General features: G+C 63.9%; 13 protein-coding genes. 9 read left to right on the top strand and 4 right to left on the bottom strand.

Features of this window, described 5'->3' with window-relative positions; translation table 11 throughout:
• Window positions 1-7 precede the first annotated feature (7 nt).
• The 3 genes from ACYVG8_RS11090 (at window position 8) to ACYVG8_RS11080 (ending at window position 2,784) form a co-directional block, all read left to right on the top strand.
• Window positions 8-685 carry a MotA/TolQ/ExbB proton channel family protein gene (locus ACYVG8_RS11090; protein ID WP_028498718.1) on the top strand — a complete coding sequence of 226 codons (678 nt, stop codon included), beginning with the start codon at window positions 8-10 and terminating at the stop codon, window positions 683-685.
• Window positions 672-1,094, top strand: coding sequence for an ExbD/TolR family protein (locus ACYVG8_RS11085; protein WP_028498719.1), 423 nt, complete (start codon window positions 672-674; stop codon window positions 1,092-1,094). The genes ACYVG8_RS11090 and ACYVG8_RS11085 overlap by 14 nt, the downstream gene beginning before the upstream one ends.
• An 82-nt stretch (window positions 1,095-1,176) precedes the next feature.
• Window positions 1,177-2,784: a Fic family protein gene (locus ACYVG8_RS11080; protein ID WP_199489722.1), complete on the top strand. Its 1,608-nt coding sequence runs from the start codon at window positions 1,177-1,179 to the stop codon at window positions 2,782-2,784.
• Window positions 2,785-3,036: 252 nt separating this feature from the next.
• On the opposite strand, the gene ACYVG8_RS11075 is transcribed toward ACYVG8_RS11080, so the two are convergent.
• The 4 genes from ACYVG8_RS11075 to ACYVG8_RS11060 form a co-directional block, all read right to left on the bottom strand.
• Window positions 3,037-5,550, bottom strand: coding sequence for a PepSY domain-containing protein (locus ACYVG8_RS11075; RefSeq protein ID WP_460745812.1), 2,514 nt, complete (start codon window positions 5,548-5,550; stop codon window positions 3,037-3,039).
• A gap of 22 nt (window positions 5,551-5,572) precedes the next feature.
• A complete protein-coding gene (locus ACYVG8_RS11070) occupies window positions 5,573-6,253 on the bottom strand; it encodes a Fe2+-dependent dioxygenase (RefSeq protein ID WP_460745811.1) in 681 nt (226 codons plus the stop codon).
• Between the two features lie 70 nt (window positions 6,254-6,323).
• The gene (locus tag ACYVG8_RS11065) at window positions 6,324-8,621 is read right to left on the bottom strand and encodes a TonB-dependent receptor (protein WP_051528738.1); all 2,298 of its coding nucleotides are present in this window, start codon (window positions 8,619-8,621) and stop codon (window positions 6,324-6,326) included.
• Window positions 8,622-8,944: 323 nt separating this feature from the next.
• A complete protein-coding gene (locus ACYVG8_RS11060; RefSeq protein WP_028498723.1) occupies window positions 8,945-10,081 on the bottom strand; it encodes an alpha-hydroxy acid oxidase in 1,137 nt (378 codons plus the stop codon).
• Window positions 10,082-10,261: 180 nt separating this feature from the next.
• On the opposite strand from ACYVG8_RS11060, the gene ACYVG8_RS11055 reads away from it, so the two are divergent.
• The 6 genes from ACYVG8_RS11055 (at window position 10,262) to nadB (ending at window position 16,906) form a co-directional block, all read left to right on the top strand.
• Complete coding sequence (locus ACYVG8_RS11055) at window positions 10,262-10,621, top strand: DsrE/DsrF/TusD sulfur relay family protein (RefSeq protein ID WP_028498724.1); 360 nt, start codon at window positions 10,262-10,264, stop codon at window positions 10,619-10,621.
• Window positions 10,622-10,629: 8 nt separating this feature from the next.
• Entirely contained in the window at window positions 10,630-12,057 is a 1,428-nt protein-coding gene (locus ACYVG8_RS11050) for a hypothetical protein (RefSeq protein WP_460745809.1), read from the top strand.
• Window positions 12,058-12,205: 148 nt separating this feature from the next.
• On the top strand, window positions 12,206-12,394 hold the full coding sequence (locus ACYVG8_RS11045; protein ID WP_146745005.1) for a hypothetical protein: 189 nt from the start codon (window positions 12,206-12,208) through the stop codon (window positions 12,392-12,394).
• 188 nt (window positions 12,395-12,582) lie between these two features.
• The gene (locus ACYVG8_RS11040; RefSeq protein ID WP_460745808.1) at window positions 12,583-13,926 is read left to right on the top strand and encodes a glutamine synthetase family protein; all 1,344 of its coding nucleotides are present in this window, start codon (window positions 12,583-12,585) and stop codon (window positions 13,924-13,926) included.
• A gap of 166 nt (window positions 13,927-14,092) precedes the next feature.
• Window positions 14,093-15,181 carry a polyamine ABC transporter substrate-binding protein gene (locus ACYVG8_RS11035; RefSeq protein ID WP_036385513.1) on the top strand — a complete coding sequence of 363 codons (1,089 nt, stop codon included), beginning with the start codon at window positions 14,093-14,095 and terminating at the stop codon, window positions 15,179-15,181.
• 132 nt (window positions 15,182-15,313) lie between these two features.
• Complete coding sequence (gene nadB, locus ACYVG8_RS11030; protein WP_028498729.1) at window positions 15,314-16,906, top strand: L-aspartate oxidase; 1,593 nt, start codon at window positions 15,314-15,316, stop codon at window positions 16,904-16,906.
• Window positions 16,907-17,123: the final 217 nt, after the last annotated feature.

The following is a 17,123-nucleotide window of genomic DNA, read 5'->3' as shown; positions in this document are numbered from 1 at the left end:
GTAAACGATGGATCTGAGTCTGGTTTTTCACCAGGGTGACGCGATTCTGATCGCAGTCTTTCTGCTCTTGCTCGCCATGTCTGTCAGCAGCTGGTGGCTGATCCTGATGCGCAGCGTGCGCTACATCACGATCCGCCGGGCGAACCGGGCGCTGGACCAGGCATTCTGGGCCACGCCGGACTGGGTGCGCGCCAGCGAGATGGTGCACAACGCCGAGGCGCCGATTGCGCGCATCGCCCAGGCCGGGCTGGACGCGCTGGCGCATTACCGCCAGCACGCAACGCGCACGCTGGGCCAGGCCTGCGGTATCGACGATTACCTGACCCGTGTCATCCGCCAGACCTTGTCGCGTGAAAACGCCAAGCTGGAAAACGGCATGACCTGGCTGGCGACCGTTGGCGCCGTTGCACCGTTCGTCGGTCTGTTCGGCACGGTGTGGGGCATCTACAACGCGCTGATCGGCATTGCCCACGAGGGACAGGCATCAATTGGCGCCGTGTCCGGTCCGATCGGGGAAGCCCTGGTGGCCACTGCCGCCGGTCTGGCGGTCGCCATCCCGGCCGTGGTTGCCTACAACGCGCTGCTGCGTGCCAATCGCGTGCTCAGCGCCGACATGGACGGTTTTGCGCATGACCTGCATGCGCAGTTGTTGACGCAAACGGGAGAAACCGATGGCGTTCGGTAGTTTCCATTCGCAAGGTGCGGCCCCGATGGCGGACATCAACACCACGCCGCTGGTCGACGTGATGCTGGTGCTGCTGGTGGTGTTCATCGTCACCGCGCCGCTGCTGACCAATGCGGTACCGATCCAGCTGCCGCGCGAGGCCGCCGTCCAGCACCAGGACAAGCCGGAAGCCATCCGGCTGGCCGTCGATGCCGAGGGCAAGATGTTCTGGGACGACAAACCGGTCGACGCAGCATCGCTGGAAAAGCGCTTTGCCGATGCGGTGCGCGTGAAGCCGGAGATTGAAGTTCACGTGCGTGCCGACAAGGCTGCGCGTTATGAACAGGTCGCCGAAGTGATGGCTTCCGCCCAGCGCGGTGGCGTTGCCAGGATCGGTTTCGTGACCGAGGCGCCGGCAACCACGCGGTAGACCGGCCTGTTGTCCACATCGAAAAGCCCGCCTGCTGGTGGGCTTTTTGTCGTTCTGTGTCGGGGCGCTACCGTAACGGAGGGTGCAGAGACTTGCGTTCCGTAATCAAATTTCAGAGAAAACGCTGTTTTATAATCGTTTTTTATGGGCAATAATCAAATTTATGGAACTCATCGGTTATCAATGGCTGGCAAATGCACTCGGCGTGTCTCCCGTGCATGCCTTTGCCGTGCAGAGCGGCATAGGACGAAGCCGGTCTACCACGACCGATGGCGATCACCGGGTTGAGACCTACACGGAAAGCTACCGCCCTGGTGATACCTTCAGTGAGCATCTGAACTTTGCGTTCCGCTATCAGGGCGTGCATCTGGAGTTCCTGGCGCGCTTGTATCGCTTGCCACAAGCCAGGGAAGCGCTTGAACAGTGGATTGCCAGAGAGCCAACAGGGGCCTATGCCCGTCGCGCATGCTTCTTTTATGAGTGGCTGATGCCGACCAGACTGGATGTTCCGGATGTTGGCAGGGGCAACTACACGGACGCGCTGGATCCGGAAGAGTATGTAGTGGGTGCGCGGGTCAGAAACCAGCGCTGGCGCGTGAATGACAATCTGCCGGGAAACCGGGACTTCTGCCCGATTATCCGGCGTGCAGACCGTGTGAAAGAGTCGGAACAGTATGACATCCAGGCCAGACTGACCGAGCTGGAGTCAACTTTCGGTATTGACTTGATCATGCGCAGCACTGTCTGGCTGACCGTGAAGGAAAGCAGGGCCAGCTTTCTGATCGAACATGAACAGGACAAGGAAGACCGGATCCGTCGCTTCGCTGCGGTGATGGAGAATGAATGCGGCAAACATGACAACCCCTTTGCACCGGAAACACTGGCTACTCTGCAGAATGGCATCCTTGGGGACTCGGCTCTGCGCTATGGATTGCGCCAGTCTCCGGTCTACGTGGGGCATGCCGAACGTTATCAGCCCGTAGTGGACTACATCGCACCGCACTGGAGCGATACGGGGTCGCTGCTTTCGGGCCTGTCCTGCTTTCTGGACAGGACAAGGGGAAGTGCTTCCATTGTGCGGGCGGCAACGGCCTCGTTCGGTTTTGTCTATATCCACCCGATGGCTGATGGAAACGGCCGTATTTCCCGCTTCCTGATCAACGACATACTGCGGCGGGACGGGGTATTGCCGACGCCGGTCATCCTCCCGGTATCGGCGACAATCACAAACAGCACTCATGCGCGGGCAGCGTATGAACAGGTGCTTGAGCGCTTCTCCCGCCCCTTGATGCTGCACTACGCGGATCAATATCATTTTGGCAATGACGTTATTGGCGATGATGGAATCGAGTACAACTTCCATTTCAGCGGCTACGACGACGCCTTGCCAGCCTGGCGCTATCCAGACCTGACTGCGCACGTGATCTACCTTGCGGAGGTGATTGACACGACGCTGACACATGAAATGCGGGCCGAGGCAAGGTTCCTTCAGGCCAATGACAATGCCAGGAAGGGGGTCAAGCAGTTTCTCGAAGCCCCGGACCACGAGCTCGACAGAATCATCCGGAGTATCCGGCAGAACGGAAACTGCATTTCAAACCAGTTGCGCAAGCGCTACCCGCTCCTGACGGAGAAACCCGGACTGGGGGAAAGAATCGTACACGCCGTAGTCGCTGCCTTTGATGACTGATCAGGGGGCACGCATTTTCTCTCCTGTGGACAAGTCAGGTAAGCGGGCGTCCGTATCCGGTTGTGGATAACTTTTCCCATTGGCCAGAAAGCCTGCCATTGCTGGTCAGGGCGCCTCCGGTCGACTGCCGTTTCACTTGCCCTGTGGATAAAAAGTCAGTATTTCCCGCGTGCAGACGGTCATGCTCACGCCAATGCCTGCCGGGCGGGCAGCAAGGTCAAAGAGGCCGTTGCTGCCTACCCCGAACGGCAGTCAATACACGTCGCGACAATAGCGGCCTTCCGCCATCATCTCGTCGAGTGCCTGTTCGCCGACCAGTTCGCGCAGCGCGGTGTCGACGGCTGGCGCCATGCCCTTCAGGCTGCCGCATACATAGACGGCGGCGCCGGCATCCAGCCATTCCCGCAAGGTATCCGCCGTCGTGCGCAGTACATCCTGCACGTAGCGGCCGGGTGACGGATCGCGCGAGAACACCGCATCCAGCCGTTCCAGCAGGCCCTGTTCGCGCCAGTGTTCGAGCTCGTCTCTATAGTAGAAATCGCGGTCGGCGTTGCGCTCGCCAAAGATCAGCCAGTTGCGGCCCTGACCCTGGCGCGCGCGGGCGCGCAGGTGGCCGAGCAGGCTGGCCAGTCCGGTACCGTTGCCGATCAGGATCAGCGGCCGTTCGGTCGACGGCAGGTGGAAGCCGGCATTGCGGCGTACGCGCACGCTGACCTTGCCGCCCAGCGGCGCATGCCGGGTCAGCCAGCCGGAACCGGTACCGGCGCCGGTTGCCGTCTGCACCTGGCGCACCAGCAGATGAACATGGCCGTCTTCCGGCAGCGAGGTGATCGAGTACTCGCGCGGCCGCAGTGGCGTCAGACCCGACAGCCAGCCGGCCAGCGGCCGGTCCTTCACGCTGGCCGGATCCGGCAGCACCACATCGGCCAGATACTCGCCCAGCGGGCGCGACTCTCCCTCCACGGCTACGGTCAGACCGGCATCGAGACCGGCAGCGGCCAGCCAGGCATCGACCACCTCCTGCGCATGGCGTGGTGTGACTTCGACCAGATCCCCCGACGTCCAGTGCGGGCGCTGGTCGGCTGGCGGCGCGAGTTCCAGATGGTAGGTGGCCCCCCCCAGGCTGCCGGGGTTCAGGTGCTGGCGGCTCACGATGCGCCAGTCGGCCGCGGCCGGTTCGGCTTCGGCAACCGGTCCGGCGCCGTAATGGCTGGCCAGGGCGGCCTGCCACTGTGCCAGCGCGGCCGGATCACCGGCATCGACTTCGATCGGGGCAAAGCGGGCGCTGGCGCCGGAGCGGATCAGCCAGTCTTGCAACTGGCGCCCGAACGCGCAGAAATCATCGTACTGGCGGTCACCAAGCGCGAGCAGGGCGAAACGGACGCCGTCGAGCGTGGCCGGCAAAGCCATCCGCTTCCGGAATGCCCGCGCGCTGTCGGGCGCCTCGCCATCGCCAAAGGTACTGACGATAAACAGCACATTGTGATAACGGCCGATGGCGTCGGGCGGCAGGCGGCCCAGCGCCTCGACGCACACGGTACGGCCGGCTGCCTGCAGGCTGGCGGCGGTCTGCCAGGCCAGTTCGGTCGCCTGACCGCTCTGGCTGGCATGGCAGACCAGTATCGCGTCGCCAGTCGTCGCTGCCGGTGTACCGGCCAGACGCGCGGCTGCCGCGACCTGTTTTTTCTTGCGCCGGCGATCGAGGTACAGCATCCAGCCGGTGATCGCGAACAGCGGCATGGCCAGGCTGGACAGCATCAGGATCAGGCGACCTGGCAGGCCGAAGTAGGCGCCGGTATGCAGAGGCAGCACGCTGGCGACCAGTTGTGCGCCGGCCGGCTTGTCGGCGTAGTTTTCCCGCGACAGCAGGGCGCCGCTGGCCGGGTCGAATTTCAGCACATCAAAGGCGCGTTCATGCGCCGCGCCAGCGCGCTGGTAACTGACCTGCAGCGGCTGGCCCGGCTTGCTCGGCAGGCGCAGGATCATCGACTGGTAACTGCCGACCTCGGCGGCAATGGCCGGCCAGCGGGCCTGCAGGTCGAAGCGGGGCGATGCGCGCCTGTCGCCGCGTTCGCCGCGCGGCGGGCCGTCGCCGGCGCGATCGCGGGAGACGCCGGCCAGCGAGTTGACCGCATCGCGGTACCAGTCATACGACCAGAACAGCCCGGTCAGCGCCGACAGCAGATAGCAGACCAGTACCCAGGTACCGGCGGTGGCATGCAGATTCCACAGGAAGGCACGGCCTTTCAGGGCCGGTTTGAAGGCCAGCCAGTTGCGCCATTGCCGCATCAGCCGTGGCCAGCGCAGATACAGCCCGCTCAGGCACAGGAACAGCAGCGCCAGGGTCGAGGCGCCGACAATGGACTTGCCGGTCGGACCGGCAAGCAGGAAGCGGTGCAGTTCGCGAATCAGCTTCATCGCATCGGCGCCGGTCGGCGTCGCCATCCGTTCGCCACTGTAGGGATTCAGATACAGGGTTTCGCCACGCTTGCCGCCGGGGCCGGCAAACGCGATTCGCGCCGGCCGGTCGATATCGGCCGGCAGCATGATGAACGCAATGCGCTTGCCGGGCCCGGCCACGCGCGCGGCCAGCGCATCGGGGGCGAGCCGGACGGCGGCAGGCGGCGGCACGATATTGCCGCGATTGAGCAGCGAGACGATTTCGTCCTCGAATGACAGCAGGGCGCCGGTCAGACCGACGACCGCCAGCACCAGCCCGGCAGTGATGCCGAACAGCCAGTGCAGCTGGAACCAGACTTTTTTCAACAAGGGAGTCTCCGCGGGACCGTCAGATCTCGGCCCATTGGCGCAGCAGATTGTGATAGTGGCTGGTCAGCGACAGCACTTCGGTACTGTCACCAACCTGTTCGCGCAGGCGCTGGATGGTCAGGTCCAGATCGAACATCATGGTGCGGCGCCAGTCGTCGCGGATCATGCTTTGCGTCCACAGGAACGCACAGACCCGGCTGCCGCGCGTGACCGGTTCGACCCGGTGCAGGCTGGTGGACGGATAGACGATGGCATCACCGGCCGGCAGCCTGGCCTGGTGCTCGCCATAGGCGTCCTCGACCACCAGTTCGCCGCCCTCGTACTCGTCCGGGTCGGACAGGAACAGCGTGGTCGATACGTCGGTGCGCAGCGCCGGGCCCTGGCCGCGCGCGCGGCGGATGGCGTTGTCGACGTGATTGCCGTACTGGCCGCCGCCCTGGTACAGATTGAAGTACGGCGGCAGGATGCGGTGCGGCAGCGCGGCCGAGAAAAACAGCGGATGGCGGGTCAGCGCGTCGGTCACGACTTCGCGCAGCCCCTCGATGACCGGCGAGTTCTCCGGCAGTTGCAGATTGCGTTTGCTCTGCGATGCCTGGATGCCGGCGGTTGCCTGGCCGTCGACCCATTCGGCACTGGCCAGGATGCGGCGGCATTCGGCCACCTGTTCGCGGCTCAGCACTTCCGGTACGTGCAGCATCATGATGCGGATCTCCTGAATGGCAAAAACCGCCCGGTGCGGTAGGCACCGGACGGGGAGGGGGACTGCAGACTCAGAACTTGACGTTGGCGCTCAGCACCGCCTGACGTCCCGGTGCCACCGACACCATGTGGGTTACGTAGGCCTTGTCGTAGTAGGTCTTGTCGAACAGATTGGTCACGTTCAGGCGGACGCTGACATTCCTGGTGATGTCGTAGCTGGCCATGGCATCAAAGCGCCAGTACGACGGCACCCACTTGGTATTGGCCGGATCGCCGTAGACCCTGGACATGTAGTACGCGCCACCGCCGACAGTCAGTTGCGGCAGGAACTTGTAAGTTGTCCACAGGCTGAAGCTGTTCTTCGGCGTATTCGGGAACTGGTTGCCCTTGTTGGCCGCGTTGTTGTTGTAGCTCCAGCTGGTGCCGTTGCGGGTGCTCCAGTACGAGCCGCCGGTTTCCTTCAGTTCGCTGTCCAGATAGGTGTAGCCGCCGAACACCTGCCATTTCGGCGTCAGCACGCCGGCGATGCCGAGCTCGAAGCCGTTGATCTCCTGCTTGCCGACCGTGGCCATGGTGTTCGCATCGACGTTGACCTTGGCATTGGTCTTGGTGATGTTGAAGATCGCACCGCTCAGCGACAGCCTGTTGTCGAGCAGGTTCCACTTGGTGCCAAGCTCGATGCTGCGGGTCTTTTCCGGTTCCAGGTCCTTGTTGGTGGCCGAGATCGAGTCGGCGCCGTCACCGGCGGCAATACCCGGCGGGTTGGCGGCGGTCGAATAGTTCAGGTAGATGCTGCCGTTTTCGAGCGGCTTGAACACGATGCCGGCCTGGTAGCTCCAGAAGGTGCTGTCGCTGCTGAGATTGCTGGCCGCATTCGGTGCCGTGCCGTTGGTGGTGTACGCACGCTGCTCGGTATCGAAGCGGTCATAGCGCAGGCCAAGGTTCAGCAGCCATTGCGGATTCAGCGTCAGCGTGTCGAACGCATACAGGCCCTGGGTGTTGGTCGTGGTTTTGGTGCCGGCGGTCGCGCGGACCACCGAGCCGGTCCACGGGTCGTGCGGGTTCGGGTTCTGGATATTGGCGTTCGAGGTGCCGGTGACGGTGTAGCCGCGATTGTCGACTTCGGTACGGCTGATTTCAAAACCGGTAGCGATGGTGTGCTTGATGGCGCCGGTCAGGAAATGGCCGGTCAGCTCGGTCGCGTTGATGATGACTTCGCTGCTCGAATGGCGGTTTTTCGAGCTGCGCGGCATGGCCGGGCTGCCATTGACGATATTCGCGCTGGAGTCGCCCGGATTGGTGACCACATAGTCGTTCAGCGAGCGGGTGTAGCGCGTCGCATTGCGCAGGGTGAACTGGTCGTTCAGGTCATGCTCGATCCTGACCGTGCCGCTGTCGACCCGGGTCTTGCGGAAATCGCGATCGACCAGGCCATAGAAATTGTTGCGGTCCACACCGAGCGGACCGCCATCGCCGTTCTGCGACGCAGCCGGGTTCGCGGTCGGCTTGCCGGTCGGTGCCGTGGGGCTGGTTACGGTGAGGTACGGCGAGATCGGATTGTTGTACGGAATGCCGTAGTCGGGCATGTCGTCGGTCTGGAAGTGGTAATAGTCCAGATTCACCCGGGTCGGCGTGCCCAGGCCCAGGGCCAGCGACGGCGCCACGCCCCAGTGATTGAGATCGACCTCGTCGCGGCCCGGTACATCGCTCCTGAAGCCAAGCAGGTTCAGGCGCAGGGCCGACGTCTCGCCGAGCTGGCGATTCAGGTCGACGGTGGCGCGCATGTACTTGTCGGTGCCGAAGCCGACATCGACCTCGCCGAAATCACCGAGGCGGGCCTGCTTGGTGGTCAGGTTGATGCTGCCGCCGACCGCGCCGCCGCCGCTGAAGGCCGAGTCAGGCCCCTTGATCACGTCGACCTGCTCGACGTTGAACATGTCACGCGATTGCGAACCCGGGTCGCGCAGACCGTCGATAAACAGATTGCCTTGCGAATCGAAGCCACGGATGAACGGACGGTCGCCGGCCGGGTTGCCGCCTTCCCCCATGCCGAAGGTGATGCCCGGCGTGCTGCGCAGTGCATCCTGCAGGCTGGTGGCATTGGTTTCGCGGAGCACTTCCCGGGTGATCACGGTTACCGACTTCGGCGTGTCGACCAGTGGTGCGGTGTATTTGGTCGAGGCGGCGCGCTCGGCCGTATAGCTGTCCGGATTGATGGCCGGCGCTGACACGTCGACGGCCTGCAGTTGTTTCGGTTCGTCCGCCAGTGCGGTCGCCGGCAGGGTGATGGCCAGTGCCGTCAGCGCGACGGTGCGGTTCAGGCGCGGCGGGTGACAAGGCGCGTGCTTGCGGCTTTTGATATACGACATCCAGGAACTCCATGCGGGGAATAGCGGCGTAAGCGCTGTCCGCCGGCCCGGATCGTCGTGCTCATGTCATGAAAACGCGGTCTGGACCGGGGGCGGGGCTTCGCCGCTTTAGTTGTTGTAAGAATCTTCTGGCTGGCTTCCTGGGCGCCGCAAAGGCGGGCGGTGGTGGCTTGCTTGAGGGCTTCGTTACAAGATCGGCTTCAGAATGTGGAATGATAATGCTTCCTATTTTCAAGGGTCAATCCAAGTGTTATTGACCTTGCTCAGAATTAACCGTCATGAAACGAGAATTTTCTGTATCAGAAACGGTAAAAGACTGTATTTCAGCGCTTTTCCGGCTCGCTGGTCCTGCCTGGCAGCGGTGTGAACAAAATGCGACGGTCGATATCCTGCAGCCGTGCGCAGCCGCACAGCGCCATGGTCACTTCGAGTTCCTCGCGCAGCAGCTTGATCACATGGGCGGCGCCGAGCGCCCCGGCCGTGGCCAGTCCATGCAGATAAGGACGGCCGATCAGCACCGCGCGGGCGCCGAGCGCCAGCGCCTTGACGATGTCGCTGCCACGGCGGATACCGCCATCGAGCAGCAGCGGCAGCGAGGGGCCGACCGCGTCGGCAATGACCGGCAGCGCGTCGATGCTGGCAGGCAGGGTATCCAGCGTTCGCCCGCCATGATTGGACACGATCACGCCATCAATGCCGAGGCGTGCCGCCTGCTGCGCGTCCCGTGCCGAGCAGATGCCTTTCAGGATCAGCGGCAGGCGGGTCAGCCCGCGCAGGGCTTCGATATCGCGCCAGGTCGGGGCATGAGCCATCAGGCCGTCAAACACCATGCTCTGACCGGGCGCCAGCTGCGGCGTGCCCGGCATGGACATGCCGCGCAGGTTGACTGGTTCCACCCCCGGCGGCAGCTGAAAGCCGGCGCGCTGCTCACGATTGCGCAGGCCCCAGACCGGGGCGTCGACCGTGACCACCAGCGCGCGGCAGCCGGCGGCCTCGGCCCGTTCGACCAGAGTGCGGGTAAAGCCGCGATCCGGCTGCACATAGAGCTGGAACCACAGCGGCGCCCGGCCGGCCCGGGCAATGTCTTCCAGCCGGGTGCTGGCCAGCGTGCTGACCAGCATCGCCGCCTCCATCGCCTCGGCCGCCTGCGCCGTTGCCAGTTCGCCATCGGGGTGGAACAGGCGCTGATGGGCGACCGGCGCCAGAAACACCGGGTGCGCGTAGTCGTGACCGAACAGGGTCAGCCGGGTGTGTCCGCCGCTGACATCGGCCAGCACGCTGCCCTGCAGGCGGATGGCATCGAAGGCTGCGCGGTTCCAGCGCAGCGTATGCTCGTCGGCGGCACCGCCGGCCAGATAGGCCCAGGCATTGTCATCCAGGCAGCGGCGGGCGAACGGTTCGTAGTCGGCGACGGCGGCGATGTCACGCGGGATGGAGCCAGGGCGAGGGGCGGGAGGCATGGGGCAGGATACTGAACTGATAATGGTTCGCATTCTAACCGTGTGCCGCCCGGTGCGGGAGAGCCGTGCGCGCCGACGGCTGCTTTCTTATATGTGCCGGCAAACGGCCGGGCCTGAGCGGTAACGGTATAATTCGTTCATCTTCGCTTTCCGTCAGGCCGGCCGACACGCCGTATCGTCATGAAATCCTTTCTGTTCATCCTCAATGCCAGCCCCTACGGTCATGAAGCCGCCCTGTCTGCCCTGCGCCTTGCCGCCGCGCTGACTGATCCGGAGGCGGAGCCGGTTTCCCTGCGTCTGTTCCTGATGTCGGATGCCGTGGTGGCGGCGCTGGCCGGGCAGGACACCGGCGGTTCGACCCAGAACCTCGGCGACATGCTGGCGGAACTGGCGCGCGGCGGTGCCGAGATCCGGCTGTGCCGGACCTGCCTGGCCGCCCGCGGCCTGCTCGATGCCGGCTTCGTTCCTGGCGCGGCCATCGGCACGCTGGCCGACGTGGCGGGCTGGATGCGCACGGCCGACCAGATCCTGACGTTCTGAGGGTGCCCATGCGAACCATCAAAGCTTCTTCCACCCTGCCTGGCGATCCCTTCCTGCCGAACCGGTTCATCTTCGGTGATGCCGTTGACGCGGAAGGTCTCGAAGAACATGAATACCTGGTCCATACCGAAGAGCCGACCTTTGTCTGCCGCATCGTGGTCCAGGATCTCGAATTCAAGGGCTCGGACGCCGAAGGTTTCTGCTCGGCCATGCTGTATGACGAGGCGGAAAACGTCAGCTATTACGCCTGTAATGACGGCGTGACGCTGACCGACTTCAATTTCTACGGCAATGGCGAGCCGACCGCCGGGGTACTGCAGAAGATCTGTGACGACGCCATCGCCTGCTACTGGGCCATCGACGAGGCCTGCAAGAAGCGCGAGGCCGAGCCGATCCGCCGGCTGCGGGTCATGAAGCGCGAGACCGACGAGAGCGCCAGTGTCGCCGAACGCGCCGCCAGTCTGGCCGCCGCCGCGCGCGGTGCCGACAGCGACCCGGCCGCCGGCATCCAGCTGGCAGTGCAGACCCAGGCCGCACTGAACAGCAACGACCCGCGCATCTTCACCGAGGCGCAACTGGCGCTGGTCGAGGAGCCGCAGGCGCGCAATACGCTGCTGTCGCGCGCGCGCGAACTGATTGCCTTCCCCGACGTGGCGCGGCCGGACGGCAGCTTCAAGCCCTACGAGCTGTGGGCGGTGCCGCTGATGTACACCGTCGAGCATGCCGGCGAGGGCTGGTATTTCCCCGGCCTGGACGGACTGGAGGCGGTGCTGCGCGAGCACTACCACCTGGCGCCGAAGGTGCAGCTGCACGTCTCGCCGGCGCTGTTCACCCACGGGATGCTGCGCGACTCGGCCTGCCAGACGCTGATCCACGTTGCCGACGCGCTCGATGCCGGTGAAGTGTTCGTGCCGGAAGAGGTTGATGCCATGCGTCGCCGCTACGAAGAGGAACGGCAGAACTACCTGCCACGGCTGACGCTGAACTGGATCGTGTTTGCGGTCGAGCGCGGCACGCTGCAGGGAGAGCATGCCGATCCGCAACTGCTGCTCGATGCGATGATGCCGGTGATCGAGCAGTCGATGAACGCCGAGATCGACTACGGCGAAGCGACCATCTTCCAGCCCGAGCCGCTGTGGCAGAGTTTTGCCACCGGTACCCAGGAATACAATGTGAAGCGGCTGATGTTCTGCCTGTCCTACCTGGAAAAGAGCATCGGCCTGAACGCCGTGCGTGCCGAGGTCGAGTACCGGCCGCAGGCCAGTGCCTGGTGGCTGTCGCTGCTGCATACCCGGGACGGGGAAAGCCTGACCAGTTTTGCCTGGCTGATCAGTCCGGATCTGGCACCGGATCGCGACGCGGCACTGGTACAGTTGTCCGAGCTGCTGCAGCAGTTCGAAATCAGCATGGTCCCGCCGCGCGACCTGCTGCACTAGCGTACCGGAGGCGGCGGATAGTCCTTGCCGCCGCCGATGACCCCGGCGTAAAGTGAACTCACTGCGTTGCTGATGAAATGCACGCGGGCGGCCTGTGCCGTTCGCGCTGTCGGCAACCCGGCCGGCCAGCCGTGGCCGGTCACACCTGATGAGTGCCGACCCGATGCGTTTTGCCCCGCTGGCCGCCTACACGTTCAACAACCCGCTGGCCGATTTCGACGCCGGGGTGAGACGCGTGTCGCCGCACAATGCCGGCGTCTGCCGCGCCCGCATCGCACTCGGCGTATTTGTCCAGCCATTCGACACCCACGGCGACTGCCTGTCCCCGGCGGCCTGACCGCCATCGCCGGCCCGTCCGGCTACTCCCCCCCATCCGAATTGAAGTCCCGCATGGACCGCGGCCGCAAGCCGCCGTCCGCTGGCGCGTGCGCCGGTGCGGGCAGCCAACGCGGTTGCCGACCCCTGCGTCGACCCGGTGCGCCCCTGCGCGTCCCGGTCGCGCGTCGGCGGCCCGGAGTGTTGATCATGAATCAGGAATCCCTGAGCGGCTGGCTTGATCGCCAGCGCGTGACCGAAGTGGAATGCATCGTGCCGGACATGACCGGCATCGCACGCGGCAAAATCGTGCCGCGCGACAAATACGACGACGTCGAAGGATTGCGGCTGCCGGAGGTCGTGCTGCTGCAGACCGTGACCGGCAACTACCCGGACGATGACGAGGACTATGTGGCCCCGGTCGACCCGGACATGGTGCTGATGCCGGATCCGCCCACCGCGCGGCTGGTGCCGTGGGCGCTGGAGCCGACCGCGGTGCTGATCCATGACTGCTACAAGTTCGACGGTACGCCGGTCGACCTGTCACCGCGCAACGTGCTGCGCCGGGTGCTGTCGCTGTATCGCGCCCGGGGCTGGGAGCCAGTGGTGGCGCCGGAAATGGAGTTCTACCTGGTCACGACCAATCCCGACCCGGACCTGCCGCTGGAGCCGCCGGTCGGCCGCACCGGGCGCTCGGAAACCGGGCGCCAGGCGTACAGCGTCGATGCGGTCAACGAGTTCGATCCGGTGTTCGAGGATATCTATGCCTACTGTGAAACCCAGGAACTGAAGATCGAGACCCTGATCCACGAGGTCGGCGTGGCGCAGATGGAGATCAACTTCAGCCATGGCGACCCGCTGGCGCTGGCCGACCAGGTGTTCCTGTTCAAGCGCATCGTGCGCGAGGTCGCCATCCGCCACTCGATGTACGCGACCTTCATGGCCAAGCCGATGGAGGGCGAGCCGGGCAGCGCCATGCACCTGCACCAGAGCGTGGTCGGCGTCGATGGTGGCGGCAATCTGTTTTCGCGTCCGGATGGGGAGCCATCCGCGCTGTTCCTGCATTTCCTCGGCGGTCAGCAGCACTACCTGCCGAAATCGATGCCGTTCTTCGCCCCGTATGTGAACTCGTACCGCCGGCTGACCCGTTTCAGTGCGGCGCCGATCAATGTGCGCTGGGGTTATGACAACCGGACCTGCGGGCTGCGGGTGCCGCATTCCGGCCCGGCGGCCCGGCGGGTGGAGAACCGGCTGCCCGGCGTCGACTGCAATCCGTATATCGCGATTGCCGCCTCGCTGGCCGCCGGCTACCTCGGCATGATCGAGGAACGCACGCCGACGCCGCCACTGGCGACCAGCGCCTATGGCATGCCGTACGAACTGCCACGGCATCTGGACGATGCCATCGAGTGGCTGCGCGGCTGCGCCCCGCTGGCCGAAGTGCTGGGCGAGCGCTTCGTGCGTGCCTATTGTTCAGTCAAGGAAGCCGAATATGAAGAGTATGCGCGCGTGATCAGTCCCTGGGAGCGCCGCCATCTGCTGCTGCATGTGTAGCCGGTTTTCCCCGCGGTCCTGAGCACTGCCATGGCGGGCAAGGGTTTTGCTTGTTTGCCGGGCAGGATGCCGAGTGCCCGCAGTCGGTGATGTTTCGGTATTGGCAGCACCCGCGTCATGCCCTCCGCATGGCGCGGTCCGTTCATAACGAGGAGAAGCCCGCATCATGCTGAAGAAAACACTTTTGCTGACCTTGCTCGCCGTATCGCCGTTCGTGTCCGCCGCCGAGGAGAAAGTCCTCAATATCTACAACTGGTCGGACTATATCGCCGACGACACCGTGGCCCGGTTCGAGAAGGAAACCGGCATCAAGGTGCGCTACGACGTCTACGACAGCAACGAGATCCTGCAGGCCAAGCTGCTGTCGGGCAAATCCGGCTACGACATCGTGGTGCCGACCAATGCCTTCCTGGCCCGGCAGATCCAGTCCGGCATCTATCAGAAGCTCGACAAGGCGAAGCTGTCCAACTACAAGAACCTCGATCCGCAGGTACTGAAGACCACTACCAAGTTCGATCCCGGCAATGCCTATGCGATTCCTTACCTGTGGGGGATGAACACGGTCGGCATCAATGTGAAGAAGGTCAACCAGGCGCTGGGCGGCAAACTGCCGGAGCGCCAGTTCGATCTGCTGTTCAAGCCCGAATATGTATCGAAGCTGAAATCGTGCGGGGTGTCGGTGCTCGACTCGCCGTCAGAAGTCTTTCCGACTGCGCTGCACTACCTGGGCAAAAACCCGAACTCGACCGATCCCGCCGACCTGAAGGCCGCCGCCGACCTGCTGAAATCCATCCGCCCGCATATCACCCGCTTCTCGTCGTCCGGCTATATCAATGAGCTGGCCAATGGCGAGCTGTGCCTGGTGTTCGGCTATGGCGGTGACCTGAACATTGCCAGGCGGCGTGCGATCGAAACCAAAAACGGTGTCGACATCAAGCCGCTGGTGCCGAAGGAAGGCGTGGAACTGTGGTTCGACAGCATGGTGATCCCGAAAGACGCCAGACACCCCGACAACGCGCACAAGTTCCTGAACTTCATCATGCGGCCGGAGATCATCGCGGCGATCTCGACCAAGGTCACCTACGCCAACGGCAACCAGGCGGCCAGGCCGCTGCTGGACAAGAGCCTGACCAGTGACCCGTCGATCTACCCGTCGGCGGCGACCGTCAACGCCGGCTATGTGCAGATGCCGCTCGATCCGAAATCCCAGCGCCTGATTACCCGCTACTGGCAGGAAATCAAGACCCGCAAGTAAGGGCAACCGTCCTGTGGTGCCGGCAAGCGGTTGCATGCACTACTGCTTGCCGGCTCAGGCAATCGGCATAAGCTTTTCCCGTTCCGCTTTTGCTATGCTGCGCTGCATTGCAAACTGCGCAGGCAACACGGGATGATGACGTTCGACGTATTGATCGTGGGCAGCGGACTGGCGGGCATGACGCTGGCGCTGCATCTGGCCGAGAAGAAAAAGGTCGGGCTGATCACCAAGAAGGAACTGCTCGAGGCCAGTTCGAGTTATGCACAGGGCGGCATCGCCGCCGTGCTCGATGCCGGCGACTCGGTCGAGGCGCATATCCAGGACACGCTGGTGGCCGGCGGCGGGCTGTGCAACGAACCGGCGACACGCTTTATCGTCGAGAACTCGCGCCAGGCCATCGACTGGCTGATCTCGCTCGGCGTGCCGTTTTCTCCCGACGACGGCGAGGAAAACAGCTACCGCGGCTTTCACCTGACCCGCGAGGGCGGACACAGCCATCGCCGCATCATCCATGCCGCCGATGCGACCGGCAGCGCGGTCACCTCGACGCTGGGGCAGAAGATCCGCGCCCATCCGAACATCACCCTGCTGGAACAGCACATCTGCATCGACCTGATCACTGCGCAGAAGCTTGGGCTGGAAGGCAAGCGCTGTTTCGGCGCCTATGTGCTCGACATTGAACTCGACGAAGTCCACACCGTCACCGCACAGCACACCATCCTGGCCTCCGGCGGCGCCGGCAAGGTCTATCTGTATACGACCAATCCGGACACCGCGACCGGCGATGGCATCGCCATGGGCTGGCGCGCCGGCTGCCGGGTGGCGAACATGGAGTTCATCCAGTTCCACCCGACCTGCCTGTATCACCCGCATGCCAAGTCGTTCCTGATCTCCGAAGCCGTGCGCGGCGAAGGCGGCATCCTGCGCCTGCCGGACGGCACCCGCTTCATGCCCAACCATGATCCGCGGGCGGAACTCGCCCCGCGCGACATCGTGGCCCGGGCCATCGACTTCGAGATGAAGCGTCATGGCCTCGACTGCGTATACCTTGATATCTCGTACAAGCCGGAAAGCTTCGTGCGCGAACACTTCCCGAACATCCATGCCACCTGCCTGGCGCTGGGTATCGACATCTGCAAGGAACCGATCCCGGTGGTGCCGGCGGCGCACTACACCTGCGGCGGCCTCAAGACCGACCTGTGCGGGAAGACCGACGTCGACAACCTGTATGCAGTGGGTGAAGTCGCCTGCACCGGGCTGCATGGCGCCAACCGGCTGGCGTCGAACTCGCTGCTCGAATGCATGGTGATCGGGCGGGCGGCGGCGGAACACATCCTCAAGGCCGGCAAGCAGCAGACACCGGCGGTCCCGGACTGGGACGACAGCCGGGTGACCGATGCCGACGAGGCCGTGGTCATCTCGCACAACTGGGACGAACTGCGCCGCTCGATGTGGGACTACGTCGGCATCGTGCGTACCAACAAGCGGCTGGAGCGGGCACTGCACCGCATCGAACTGCTGAAGACCGAAATCAACGAGTACTACAGCAACTTCCACGTCACCAATGACCTGATCGAACTGCGCAACCTGGTGCAGACCGCCGAATTGATCGTGCGTTCGGCCATGGCGCGGCATGAAAGCCGGGGCCTGCACTACAGTCGCGACTATCCGGATACGCTGGCTGATGCGGTCGACACGATCCTGGTGCCGGAGACGGCAAAGTAAATATCCTTTACGAACAGTAGTTTGACCTTTTTGTGACAGGAAAAGTGCGAAGAGGTGTTGACGGAAGGGAGAGGCGGACGTATAGTTCGCTTCCTCGCTGCACAACGCAGCGCCGGCCGAAGCAGCAAGTCGCTGATTCAGTTCGGAAAAACGCTCTTTAACAAAACAGACAACCGATAAGTGTAGGCGCTTGCTGAAAAGCAAGGCTTACACAGTC

The sequence above is a fragment of the Microvirgula curvata genome (genome assembly GCF_054781615.1).
This window is presented reverse-complemented; position numbering and strand designations above follow the sequence as displayed.